The 12,895-nt window shown below is 41.6% G+C and carries 8 protein-coding genes and 1 pseudogene; 7 read left to right on the plus strand and 2 right to left on the minus strand.

All coding sequences use genetic code 11. From position 1 onward, the window contains the following. From H6H03_RS20915 to H6H03_RS20925, 3 genes and pseudogenes are all read left to right on the plus strand, one after another. A pseudogene (locus H6H03_RS20915) lies at window positions 1-135 on the plus strand (photosystem II D2 protein (photosystem q(a) protein)); the annotation flags it as partial. Next, complete coding sequence (gene psbC, locus H6H03_RS20920) at window positions 119-1,510, plus strand: photosystem II reaction center protein CP43 (protein WP_190957008.1); 1,392 nt, start codon at window positions 119-121, stop codon at window positions 1,508-1,510. The pseudogene H6H03_RS20915 and the gene psbC, both read left to right, overlap by 17 nt. Window positions 1,511-1,774: 264 nt before the next feature. After that, entirely contained in the window at window positions 1,775-1,960 is a 186-nt protein-coding gene (locus tag H6H03_RS20925) for a PCP reductase family protein (protein ID WP_190957009.1), read from the plus strand. 150 nt (window positions 1,961-2,110) lie between these two features. Here H6H03_RS20925 and H6H03_RS20930 read toward each other — a convergent pair whose 3' ends face one another. Further along, complete coding sequence (locus H6H03_RS20930; RefSeq protein ID WP_190957010.1) at window positions 2,111-2,947, minus strand: SWIM zinc finger family protein; 837 nt, start codon at window positions 2,945-2,947, stop codon at window positions 2,111-2,113. Window positions 2,948-3,107: 160 nt separating this feature from the next. Continuing rightward, on the minus strand, window positions 3,108-6,413 hold the full coding sequence (locus tag H6H03_RS20935; RefSeq protein ID WP_190957011.1) for a DEAD/DEAH box helicase: 3,306 nt from the start codon (window positions 6,411-6,413) through the stop codon (window positions 3,108-3,110). Window positions 6,414-6,563: 150 nt separating this feature from the next. On the opposite strand from H6H03_RS20935, the gene H6H03_RS20940 reads away from it, so the two are divergent. From H6H03_RS20940 to ovoA, 4 genes are all read left to right on the plus strand, one after another. Then, a complete protein-coding gene (locus H6H03_RS20940; protein WP_190957012.1) occupies window positions 6,564-7,109 on the plus strand; it encodes a GNAT family N-acetyltransferase in 546 nt (181 codons plus the stop codon). Window positions 7,110-7,262: 153 nt separating this feature from the next. After that, window positions 7,263-9,419 (plus strand): polyribonucleotide nucleotidyltransferase, encoded by a 2,157-nt coding sequence (locus H6H03_RS20945; RefSeq protein WP_190957013.1) that lies wholly within the window; start codon window positions 7,263-7,265, stop codon window positions 9,417-9,419. A 906-nt stretch (window positions 9,420-10,325) separates the two neighbouring features. Continuing rightward, window positions 10,326-11,300 carry an L-histidine N(alpha)-methyltransferase gene (gene egtD, locus H6H03_RS20950; protein WP_190957014.1) on the plus strand — a complete coding sequence of 325 codons (975 nt, stop codon included), beginning with the start codon at window positions 10,326-10,328 and terminating at the stop codon, window positions 11,298-11,300. A gap of 195 nt (window positions 11,301-11,495) precedes the next feature. Further along, on the plus strand, window positions 11,496-12,842 hold the full coding sequence (gene ovoA / locus H6H03_RS20955; RefSeq protein WP_190957015.1) for a 5-histidylcysteine sulfoxide synthase: 1,347 nt from the start codon (window positions 11,496-11,498) through the stop codon (window positions 12,840-12,842). Window positions 12,843-12,895: the final 53 nt, after the last annotated feature.

Raw genomic sequence — 12,895 nt, forward strand, 5'->3', positions numbered from 1 at the left:
CCAGAGTTTGAAACTTTCTATACCAAAAACATTTTGCTCAACGAGGGTATCCGCGCTTGGATGGCTCCTCAAGATCAGATCCACGAACAATTTGTATTCCCTGAGGAGGTATTACCACGTGGTAACGCTCTCTAATAGACCAAATATTTTAGGCGGTGCTGGACGCGACCAAGAATCTACCGGCTTTGCCTGGTGGTCTGGTAACGCACGTTTAATTAACCTTTCTGGCAAACTACTGGGCGCTCACGTTGCTCACGCTGGTTTGATTGTATTCTGGGCTGGAGCGATGACTTTGTTTGAAGTCGCTCACTTCATTCCTGAAAAGCCCATGTATGAGCAGGGGTTAATCCTGCTGCCTCACCTTGCGACTTTGGGCTGGGGTGTTGGTGCTGGCGGTGAAGTCATCGACACCTTCCCATACTTCGTTGTTGGTGTACTGCACCTAATTTCCTCAGCAGTCCTTGGCTTTGGCGGTATCTATCACGCCGTTCGTGGCCCAGAAACCTTAGAAGAATACTCCTCATTCTTTGGTTACGACTGGAAAGACAAGAACAAGATGACCAACATCATCGGTTTCCACCTAATTATTTTGGGAAGCGGTGCGCTGTTGTTGGTGCTGAAGGCAATGTTCTTTGGTGGTATCTATGATACCTGGGCGCCAGGTGGTGGTGATGTTCGGATCATTACTAACCCAACACTCAACCCAGCAGTTATCTTTGGTTATCTGATCAAATCTCCCTTCGGTGGCGAAGGCTGGATTGTGAGCGTTGATAACTTGGAAGATGTTATCGGCGGTCATATTTGGATTGCTTTTATCTGTATTTCTGGTGGTATTTTCCACATTCTCACCAAGCCTTTTGGTTGGGCGCGTCGTGCCTTCATTTGGTCTGGTGAAGCTTACCTATCCTACAGCTTAGGTGCCCTCTCGCTGATGGGCTTCATTGCCTCCATCATGGTTTGGTACAACAACACTGTTTACCCCAGCGAATTCTTTGGCCCTACCGGTCCTGAAGCTTCTCAAGCTCAAGCTCTTACTTTCCTGATTCGTGACCAACGCTTAGGTGCTAACGTTGGTTCTGCCCAAGGCCCCACAGGTTTGGGTAAATACTTGATGCGCTCTCCCACTGGTGAAATCATCTTCGGTGGTGAAACCATGCGCTTCTGGGATTTCCGTGGCCCTTGGTTGGAGCCTCTGCGTGGCCCCAACGGTCTTGACCTAGAAAAAATCAAGAACGATATTCAGCCTTGGCAAGCTCGTCGTGCTGCTGAATACATGACACATGCTCCTCTGGGTTCTCTGAACTCTGTGGGTGGTGTGGCTACCGAAATCAACTCCTTCAACTACGTGTCTCCTCGCGCTTGGTTGGCATGTTCACACTTCGTACTAGGATTCTTCTTCCTAGTTGGTCACTTGTGGCACGCTGGTCGCGCTCGTGCAGCTGCTGGTGGTTTTGAAAAAGGTATTGACCGTGAAAATGAACCAGTAATGTCGATGGACTTCCTCGACTAGGTTACAAAGTTTTTTTCATCACTGACAATCAATTAGCTTACAGACTCTTGCGTAAAAGCAAGAGTTTTTTTTATAAAAAATAGCAGAGTTCAGGAGTCAGAATTAGAATAGACTCTCGCTCTAGCTAACAGGTCTAGATGGTATACTTCACTAACTTGGAATGTATTATAAAAATCAAGAGGGCAAACAGATTAACAAACCCTTTATCAAAAATAAATTATCAATCCAAAATTATTTACATAGTTTACCGAGGTAATTAATACCATGAGCGAATCAAATTTTATCGGCGCTTTGCGCTGGACAGCCGAAGCAAAAGAAAAGTTGCAAAATATTCCCTTTTTTGTGCGTCCTCAAGCGAAAGCTCGAATTGAGGCATTGGCTCGTCAAGCTCAGCAAGAGGTTGTGACAGATGATTTGGTAGAACAGGCTAGGCTTGAGTTTGGACAATGAAATATTTTCGATTTTGGATTTTGGGTTTTAGATTGATTTCATACATCAATGTAGATGGCTTTGAAATCTGGTAAATCTTCTTTTTGATCCATCAATCAATTTAAGCAATTAAAAACTTTGATTTAATTGAATCCAAAATCTAAAATTAACTTAGCTTCCTCCCACATTCATCGCTGCTAAAACAGCTTTATGGCTGACATCTGTGTAAAGTGTGTTCAAATACTTCATGACCACATCAGTGGAAGTTAAATTTACTGCATTTTCCTCTTCCTTTGCTAGAGGAATTGCTCCTAATACATCTAATATTGTCTCGCTAGCTGAAGGTGCAATTACTACTAAAGATGATTCTAGTGGTTCATTGTATTGCCAGAAAGAGTCTATTTTTACCGAGTATTTGTTGTGAGGAATTGATTGTTGAACATCAGGCGTTTCTGAAGTTACAGCTTCTATCTTGCCACTGCGTAGCTGTCGTAAATCGCTGAGGATTTGCTCTTTGGTGCGTCCGCGTAATTGAAAGAGTACAAAAGGGTCTTCACTAAAGCGATCGCCTAATTGATAGTATACCGCACCAATATGTTTACAGGGATTTGCTTTATCTGGACAAGAGCATTTACTGTGAACATCAGAAAGGGTAAAAGGAAATAACGAAAGACCATTAGCTGTGAACACTTCTGCTATATTTTGCGGCATTTCTCCTGCCAACAATTTGGCAGCAAAAATTGCTTTTTGGGACATAGTTTCAATCACATAACCCCATTGTTCATCGCTAAAAGGTTCAAGAGAAAGGGAAACTTTATAAGGTTCCACTTCGCTACCTTGTACCCTAGCTAATACTTTTGCACCTTGAAACTCAATACTTAAAACATTTCCCTGACGTGCGTAGTTTCTAGCACGTTCCAAACGCTTTTTAAAACGGTAAGAATCTAGCAAATCTAGCCATTGCTGCGACCACCATTCTCGACTAGCTTGAAGAGTATAATTAGTCATGATTTTACCTTTTGAATTATTGAATAATATAGGAATCCGGTTTGATTACTGAAATTATTTGCTTAGGTAGGCAACAGGCAATAGGATTTTCGGAAATTAAAGTGTACCGAGTTTTTTCACCAGATTCCTATATTCAAATTAAGTAATTTGACTCGTCCGATCAACTGTCATCCTCGTCAATGACTGCATTGCGGTCAAGAATTAGTAAGTTACGAAGTTGGTCTGTATCTAGTTCAGTCAACCATTCTTCACCTGCACCTACAACTTGTTCGGCTAGTTGTTTTTTACTTTCAATCATGTCGTGAATTTTCTCTTCTAAAGTGCCAGTACAGACAAATTTATGTACTTGGACATTGCGGGTTTGACCAATGCGAAATACTCGGTCTGTAGCTTGATTTTCTACGGCTGGATTCCACCATCTATCAAAATGGAATACGTGATTTGCTCGTGTTAAATTCAATCCTACACCACCTGCTTTTAGAGAAAGAATCATAATCGGCGGCCCTTGTGGATCGTGTTGGAAACGGTCTATCATTTCCTCGCGTTGTTTTTTATTGGTGCTGCCATATAAAAAGAATATTTCTCGTCCTAGTTGTTTTTCTAAATGAGGTTTAAGTAACTTACCCCACTCAGCAAATTGGGTGAAGATTAAAGCGCGTTCTGCACCAGCAGCGCCGTAGGCATCGCCTTCTGCTAAAAGTTCTTCTAACATTTCTTCTAGCCGCAGCAGTTTGGCTGAATGATGTTGTCCTAGTGTGGCTTGTTTTAAATATTGCGCTGGGTGATTGCAGATTTGTTTGAGTTTGATTAGTAAAGCCAAAATCATCCCGCGACGTTGCAAACCTTCAGCAGATTCAATTTCTGCTAAAGATGCTTCTACTACTTGTTGATAAAGCGCGGCTTGGTCGGCAGTCAAACCACAAAATACTGTCATTTCTTGCTTCTCTGGCAAGTCTTGAATAATGTCGCGATCGCTTTTTAATCGGCGCAGTATAAATGGCTGAACCAACGAACGTAATTGACTCAAAGAAGCCGTATCCCCATACTTTTCAATTGGCATGGCAAATCGGCGCTGGAAGAATTGCCGATTGCCCAAATATCCGGGATTGAGAAAATCCAAAATCGACCACAATTCTTGCAGCCTATTTTCTACTGGCGTCCCTGTCAAAGCAATCCGAAATGTCGCTGCTAATTGCCGCACTGCTTTTGATTGCTTAGCCTCGGAATTTTTCACATTTTGGGCTTCATCTAAAACAATTATCTGCCAATTAACGCTTTCTAAAAATTTAATATCCCGATGAATCAACGAGTAACTAGTGATGACTAAATCGTGCTTTTTAACTGCTTCTACAAAGGCCTTTCCTTTAGGACGTTTATCACCGTGATATTGCAAAACTTTCAGACTTGGTGCAAATTTCTTGACTTCCCTTTCCCAGTTACCTAAAACCGAAGTTGGACAAACTAATAGAGTTGGATTTTCTAGTGCATCTTGTTCTTTGAGATGCAGAAGAAAAGCGATGAACTGGATCGTTTTACCCAATCCCATATCGTCGGCCAAACATGCACCTAAACCCCAACGTTCTAAGAACGAAAGCCAAGCAGCACCGCGTTGTTGATAAGGTCGCAACTGTCCTTGAAAGTTGGTTGGTGTGGGCAAAGGTTCAATAACCTGATTATTGGTTAGCGCCCCAATCAACTCTTGTAATGCGCCAGAGGCCTCAAAGCTGACCACTGGTAATTTTTCAATTACCTGGGTGTCCCCTGTACTCAAACGCAAAGCATCTTCCAAAGACAGCGCCATTTGGTCTTTGCGGGAAGCGAAAAAGGTTTGGGCTGTCTTGATGTCTTGGGGTCGCAATTCTACCCACTCGCCATTAATTTCTACCAAGGGGCTATTTAAAGCCACAAGTTTATCAAACTCGGCTTTGGAAATATTCTGTCCGCCAATTGCCAATTGCCATTGGAAATTCAATAAACTTTGCAACCCCAAACGTCCCTGCTTTGTCTTTGGGGTTTCGGCAGTAATTTTTAAACCCAAACGGTTCGCCCATCCTTCACGGTTCGTCAAAGTAGGAGGTAGAATCACTCCCAAACCGCTATCTTCAAACCTCCAAGCCACAGACTTGATAAACTCGTATGCTTGGATGGGGTTAAGAAGAAAAGATTGGGGATATTCTCTTTCTAAACTGGGTGCAAGGACTGGATACAATCGGGAAGCTAGCCCTAAACCCCGCAAAAATGTTTCTTGGGGTTGGTCAATTGTGCGATTTTCATACACCAATCGTTCAACTGGATTGTTCCAAATTGTTGCCGCATCCACCAAAAACTCTGGATTGTCGGCCGCTTGCAGGAAATACGCCAATGTCCAATCTGTTTCGCCAGACTCCGGAGAACGCAGTTGAAAACAAGTGCGAAACAGAGTTTTCAGAGTTAATTGGTATTGTAGCGGCATAGTCCAGGCTTTAAGTGCCGCTTCTAGTCGTTCCACTTCAATGGCTTCTGCATTGACTGTACCAGATGCACTAGTTAAAGCTGGCAACCACTCTCGCACCGCAGCTGGTAAAGACACAATCGCCTTGGCTTCCATCACCGATTGGAAACCCACCATCTCTCGTATTTGGGCATCTATCGTACTATTGAGAAATCCCAATAACAATTCTTGAGGTTCCGTGGGGAAGTTTACATAAAGTAGGGACTGGTGATTAGGGATTAGGGATTGGGAAAACTCGTCCCCAGTCCCCAGTCCCCAGTTCCCAATCCCCATCTCCTCTTGATATGTGCGACAAACCAAGGGCATCTTGGCAGAAAATTTTTCTAGGCGGGTGCCGTCTACAGCACTGTCTAAGAGTACTTGCCACTTAGCAAGTGTAGAACTATCGGATTGCCGTTTGATAGTTGGTAAAAACTTACACCGAGAAATTAAATCCAGACTCCAACGGGCAACCTGCGACCAAAAGCGTAAATCTGTGCCCAAAAAGGCATCTTCACCTTTAGTAGCATTTAGGGGAACAGCAGCAAGAAATTTTACTGCTTGGGCGGGGGTGAGACAAAAACCTTCAACTCGCCAGGGTTGTAAATATTGTGGTGAGTCTGCTGCTAGCTCCAAACTAGCAGAATGAACGGGGAAAATTCCTGCTGTTTCTTTACCAGTGTTTTCTGGTATGTAAGTTGGTAGGGCAATGATTTGGGAGTGGGTTGGTAAAGCAATTTCAATAGTACTAGTTGCTTTGCGTGTCCGGTTAGTTGTAGCTACAGTTTGGGGTTGCTGGATGAAGTTGGCAATTGGCATATTTTGGGAACGCAACCACTCGCTTAACTCAACGGATGTCATTGCCAATGGATGTAATGGTATTTCTTCAGATTCATACGATGCCAAATTTACTCGCGGCGATCGCCAAGTTTCTCCCCAAATAAATAAACTACCATTTTGATTTTTTAGTAACCAATTCCCGTGTAAAATTGCCATTTTTAACTACTCAAATTCTCGTAAAATTAAATAATTCCAATTACCAAAATTTTACTTGCTACATTTTCAGTACATTTATTATCAATTACTTATATATTGTAATACAATTGTATACTGGTAATTTGTCATTCAATTGAGACATTATTAATAATGGATTTTCCAATTGTTAAAGTTTTAAAACTTGGTATAAAATACGAAGTAGATTATATGCATCCTCTAGAAGAGGAGGCGGTAAGAGCATTATTAAATAGTGTAATTGTTGAAGGTAAAACTTATCCTCAAAAGCAACCTCTATCTCAAGCAGAATTTTCCAGTTACTGGCTAAGCAAGGATGCCTTTGTTGTCAGGGCATCAGCTGTAGATGATAAACAAAAACCAAAAGAAATATTGGGAGCATTTTATTTAAAGCCAAACTTTCCTGGTCGGTGTAGCCATATTTGCAATGCTGGTTTTATTGTACAAGCCAGCTTGCGGGGTCAAGGTATAGGGCGGTTCATGGGAGAGTCGATGCTCTCCATCGCAGCAGACCTGGGCTACGAGGCAGTAATGTTCAATTTAGTCTTTGAAACTAATATAGCTTCAATTACACTGTGGCAGTCTTTAGGATTTGAGATCGTTGGTCGGATTCCCCGTGCTGCCAAGCTAGAAAATGAGCAAGTGGTAGACGCACTAATGTTGTATCGCACTTTGCCTTGAAAGATGCCAATCGATCCTCTTAACTGTTGACTGATGAGTCTTAACCGTCAACTGTCAACAGTTAACTTTGTATGTACCAGAAGTCAGCCATAGTGCATAAATGTTAGGATTGCCACAGAAAGAGAATAGCGAAAGAGAAGGAAAAAAAACTGAATGGCTGAAGTTGATAAGTCAATATCCTTCGATGGACGGGATATTCGACTGAAAGTAGGCCTACTAGCTCCCCAAGCTGGTGGGTCGGTTTTGATAGAATCAGGGGATACAGCTGTTTTGGTGACAGCTACGCGATCGCAAGCCAGAGAAGGCGTTGATTTTCTTCCCCTGACAGTAGATTACGAAGAAAGGCTATATGCCGCTGGTAGAATTCCTGGCGGAATTATGCGGCGCGAAGGTCGCCCACCAGAAAAAACAATTCTTACCAGCCGTCTGATAGATCGTCCTTTGCGTCCTTTGTTTCCTTCATGGTTACGCGACGATCTACAAGTTGTGGCTTTAACGCTGTCGATGGACGAGTTAGTGCCACCCGATGTGCTAGCGGTTACAGGTGCTTCAATTGCTACCCTCATTGCTCAGATTCCTTTTAATGGGCCAATGGCAGCCGTGCGGGTTGGCTTAGTGGGAGATGATTTCATCATTAATCCTACCTATGCAGAAATTGAAGCTGGAGATTTGGATCTGATAGTAGCAGGTTCACCGCATGGTGTGATTATGGTTGAGGCGGGAGCCAATCAATTGCCAGAGCGAGATATTATCGAGGCAATTGATTTTGGTTATGAAGCGGTACGGGATTTAATCAAAGCCCAGGAAGATTTAGTCGCAGAACTCGGTTTACAACTAGTGCAAGAAGCACCACCAGAAGTAGACGTGACGCTGGAAAATTATATCCGCGATCGCGCCAACGACGAAATTAAAAAAATCCTGTCGCAATTTGAGTTGGGTAAAACCGAACGTGATGCCGCTTTAGATGTCGTCAAGGAAAAAATTGAAACTGCGATCGCCGAACTGCCAGACGAAGACCCAATCAAAGTTGCCGCAACTGCAAACTCTAAGGCACTTGGTAATACATTTAAAGACATTACTAAATACTTCATGCGCCGTCAAATCATCGAAGATAACGTCCGCGTTGATGGCCGCAAACTCGATGAAGTACGTCCCGTTTCTTGTCAAGTTGACCTTTTGCCAAAGCGAGTCCACGGTAGCGGTTTATTTAATCGGGGTTTAACCCAGGTATTATCTGCTTGTACCCTGGGTACACCAGGAGATGCCCAAAACCTCAACGACGATTTACAAATAGACCAATCCAAACGCTACATCCACCATTACAACTTCCCACCTTTCTCAGTCGGGGAAACCAAGCCCTTACGTGCGCCAGGAAGACGTGAAATCGGTCACGGTGCCTTAGCAGAGCGATCGCTGTTACCTGTGCTACCAACAAAAGAACAATTCCCTTACGTGATTCGCGTCGTATCGGAAGTTCTTTCTTCCAACGGTTCCACCTCAATGGGTTCTGTGTGCGGTTCCACCCTCGCCTTAATGGATGCTGGTGTGCCAATTATCAAACCCGTCAGTGGTGCAGCAATGGGTTTGATTAAGGAAGGAGATGAAGTCCGTGTCCTGACTGACATTCAGGGCATTGAAGACTTTCTGGGCGATATGGACTTTAAAGTTGCTGGAACGGATAGCGGGATTACCGCCCTGCAAATGGACATGAAAATCTCCGGTCTGTCTTTAGACGTTATTGCCCAAGCCATCCACCAAGCTAAATCAGCCCGGTTGCACATTCTGGAAAAAATGCTCGCTTGCATTGGCGAACCTCGCACCGAAACTTCACCCTATGCCCCACGTCTGTTAACAATCAAGATTGATTCAGACATGATTGGTCTAGTCATTGGCCCCGGAGGCAAGACCATCAAGGGGATTACTGAAGAGACTGGTGCGAAAATTGACATTGAAGACGATGGTACAGTGACAATTTCCGCTATAGACGAGGCCAAAGCGAAGAAAGCACGTAGTATTATTCAAGGCATGACCCGCAAGCTGCACGAAGGGGATGTCTACGTAGGGCGCGTAACTCGGATTATACCAATAGGTGCATTTGTGGAATTTTTGCCTGGAAAAGAAGGCATGATTCACATTTCTCAACTCGCTGACTACCGCGTTGGCAAAGTTGAGGATGAAGTCGCAGTGGGCGATGAAGTGATTATCAAAGTGCGCGAAATTGATAACAAAGGCCGGATTAATCTTACACGCTTGGGTATCCACCCAGATCAAGCAGCAGCAGCAAGGGAAGCTGCGGCGCTAAATCGTTAAATCGATTTGGGATTTTAGATTCGAGCAATCTAAAATCCGCGATGCCTACTGTGAAGGCATCGCCCTATGCTTCTCTCAATTAATTAGACAAAATTGATTGCAGACACTAAGTAGCTAGGCGTAAATAAATTTAAAGTTTGTAGTCAGAACTTTAGTCTTGATAATCCTGAATCAGCGATGAATCGCTCACTACTAACTAAAAATTTTATCTAATGTTTAATTATGCCTACCTACTTAAAAGAATTTTTGTAGTCTTATGCTATTTATAATTCAACACAGCTTAGCCATACATTGAAAGCAAAAAGTAGTTTGGTTTGGCGATCGCCACTCAACATACAACTTTTTTAACTTAACTGTAAGTAAAACAGCACAACTAAACCTAACTTCTGATAATTATAGCAACAAGCAGGAGGCAGAAGGTAAAACTGTTACCATTCCTAGCATTCACACTTGTTAATGTCCTAACCTATGTGGCTACGGCTATATAATTTGTAATTTGCTATATTTCATCAACAAAATTTAAACAAGGGCTTACCTTTAATAATATAGTTCTGTTTATTCTCACCCACTCACTTACCGTTCTTAAACCACTCTGGGTAAAGAAAAGCCGAAGTTGATTTTTCAACATTAAAAAATTTTTTCTACATTTCATAACATTATGGTGAAATAAGCTCTTTCGCTTAAAATTAATACTTGCGGAGGATGAAATTATTCTCTAATAGACAGCGATGAAAGAGGGCTATTAACTGATGACTGAATTATTCAAACCCTAAAGATACCGCAGTATTCCGATTGGCTTTTAGTAGATAAAAAGAAATTATGAATTTGTTTAAAAATCCCACTTGCTATTAAATTTTAAATCTGTAATATTGAAGAATTAAATCAATAAATCAACACATTCACATAATGTTAACAAAATCTCTAAAAATTTTGAATGACCACGATCAAGCTCTGTCTAACGAGGGACAAGATGTCATTCAAGGATTAACTCGAACGCCGAAAAGTATACCTCCAAAATATTTCTACGACGATCGCGGTTCAGAATTATTTGAACAAATATGTGAATTACCAGAATATTATCCAACACGAACAGAAGCATGGATTTTGCAGCAATATGCTGATGAAATTGCTCAAATAACAGGTGCTTGCGAACTCGTAGAATTAGGGAGTGGCAGTTCTACAAAAACTCTATTTTTGTTAGATGCTTACCAAAAACTTGCCAGTTACTGTAGATATATACCCGTTGATGTGAGTCGTGGTATCTTACAATCTAGTGTATTAAAGCTGCAACAAAAATATCCAGCTTTTTTTATTGAGGGTTTAATCGGAACCTACGAACAAGCCTTAGCAAAACTAGAATCAACTTTTGCAGCATCACGGATGATTTTTTTCTTAGGCAGTTCTCTGGGAAATTTTAACCCGCAGGAATGCGATAAATTTTTAGGACAAATTGCTAAAACTCTACAACCTGGAGATTACTTTCTTTTGGGGATTGATTTACAAAAACCCAAGGAAATTTTAGAGCCAGCTTATAACGACAGTCAGGGAATAACGGCTGCTTTTAACTTGAATATGCTGTCTCATTTAAATTGGCGTTTTCAAGGCAATTTTGACCTTAATTTATTTACTCATCAAGCTATTTATAACCAAACTGACGCTCAAATTGAGATGTATCTGCATTCCCAAAAGAGTCATCAGGTATCTTTAAAAGCATTAAATTTACAAGTTTCTTTTACAGAGGGAGAAAGTATTCTCACCGAAATTTCGCGCAAGTTTGATTTAGCAATTATGCAAGAACAACTAAAGATGCACGGACTTAAGACATTGAAGACTTGGACAGATCCGCAAGAATGGTTCGGGTTAATTCTTTGTCAAGCTTAAATCGATGTTGAAAAAGGGAGTAGGGAATAGGGTATAAAGCCAAAACCCTTATCTAGAAACGCGAAAAATTGCGTTTTTACGAGCCGAACTATTCCCAGAAACACTGCCTCAAACTTTTGTCTTTGACACGCTACGCGTAGCTTGCTTCACCGTAGGAGTAGGCAAAATCTAAAATCCAAAATTTTTTTTGACAGCATGAGTAGTCTACAATCTACTAAACCTCCAAAACTGGATAGTTGTAATTCTCAAATCATTCTCGATTACTTTGAGAATGCTTGGCAACTAGAAGATATTTTAATGGAAAGTCTAGTTGGGGAGGATACATTTTATATCAATCCCGATCCTTTGAGAAACCCTCTAATTTTTTACCTGGGACATTCGGCTGTTTTCTACATCAATAAATTAATTCGCGTTGGGTTATTAGAAAAACGCTTGAATCCAGAGTATGAAATTTTATTTGAAATTGGAGTCGATCCAGAGAAACCAGAAGAATTGAATGAAGCGATCGCTCATTTGAATTGGCCGTCTCTTGCCCAAACTTGGGAATATCGAAGGCAAGCATTTTCCATCATCTCAGAAGTAATTAAAACCACTCCAATTACTCTGCCAATTCATCCCGATTGTCCCCTTTGGGCATTAATGATGGCAATTGAACACCAGCGTATTCACATTGAAACTTCTTCGATGTTAATTCGCCAACTACCAATTGGAAGAGTCAAACGCCCTTCAAATTGGAAATATGCTGCTTTTAATGGTTACACTCCTGGGAATGAAATGATAGAAGTTCCTGGCGGGGTGGTAAAACTTGGCAAAGCCTTTGACGATAGGACTTATGGATGGGATATTGATTATGGCGATCGCACTGTTGAAGTTCAACCCTTTTTCGCTAGTAAATATCTAATCACCAACGCCGAGTTTATTTATTTTGTCAAAGCTGGTGGCTACGAAAATCCCGAATATTGGCATAAGGAATCTTGGAATTGGAAAACTCAAAATAACATCAAACACCCCAAATTTTGGCTCCCTGAAAATGGCAGTTATAAATATCGAGCTATGTTTGATGAAATGGAATTACCCCTAGATTGGCCAGTAGAAGTCAATCACTATGAAGCAATGGCTTATTGCCGTTGGCAAGGTGAAGATACTCGCTTAATGAGCGAACCAGAATATCATTTAGCAACTTATGGAAATAATTCATCAGAAGATATAGATAATTACAATCTCAATCTAAAATTTGGTTCGCCGAGTCCAGTTGGAATGTTAGAAACAGCCAAAAGTCACTCTGGATTGTACGACTTGCGAGGTAATGTTTGGGAATGGTTGAGCGATCATTTAAATCCCCTTTCCGGATATAAACCTCATTATCTCTACGAAGATAATTCTGCGATCTTTTTTGACACCAAACATCATATAATGCTAGGAGGATGTTGGATAACTAACGGTACAGAAGCTTTAAAATATTATCGCAACTGGTTCCGTCCCAATTTTTATCAACACGCAGGTTTTAGGATTGTTCGAGATATAGCTGGCAATAAGCAATAGACAAAGAAAGTTTTTTGGCGCTGCGGTTTTACCATCAGTTTATGTCCTAAACG

It is taken from the genome of Nostoc paludosum FACHB-159, from assembly GCF_014698835.1.
In the GTDB taxonomy this organism is placed as follows: Bacteria; Cyanobacteriota; Cyanobacteriia; order Cyanobacteriales; family Nostocaceae; genus Nostoc; species Nostoc paludosum.

Excerpts from the sequence above, each read along its gene's own strand:
- H6H03_RS20925 (WP_190957009.1), top strand. The coding sequence starts at position 1,775 with ATGAGCGAATCAAATTTTATCGGCGCTTTGCGCTGGACAGCCGAAGCA.
- H6H03_RS20930 (WP_190957010.1), bottom strand. The coding sequence starts at position 2,947 with ATGACTAATTATACTCTTCAAGCTAGTCGAGAATGGTGGTCGCAGCAA.
- ovoA (WP_190957015.1), top strand. The coding sequence starts at position 11,496 with ATGAGTAGTCTACAATCTACTAAACCTCCAAAACTGGATAGTTGTAAT.
- H6H03_RS20935 (WP_190957011.1), bottom strand. The coding sequence starts at position 6,413 with ATGGCAATTTTACACGGGAATTGGTTACTAAAAAATCAAAATGGTAGT.
- egtD (WP_190957014.1), top strand. The coding sequence starts at position 10,326 with ATGTTAACAAAATCTCTAAAAATTTTGAATGACCACGATCAAGCTCTG.
- H6H03_RS20945 (WP_190957013.1), top strand. The coding sequence starts at position 7,263 with ATGGCTGAAGTTGATAAGTCAATATCCTTCGATGGACGGGATATTCGA.
- H6H03_RS20940 (WP_190957012.1), top strand. The coding sequence starts at position 6,564 with ATGGATTTTCCAATTGTTAAAGTTTTAAAACTTGGTATAAAATACGAA.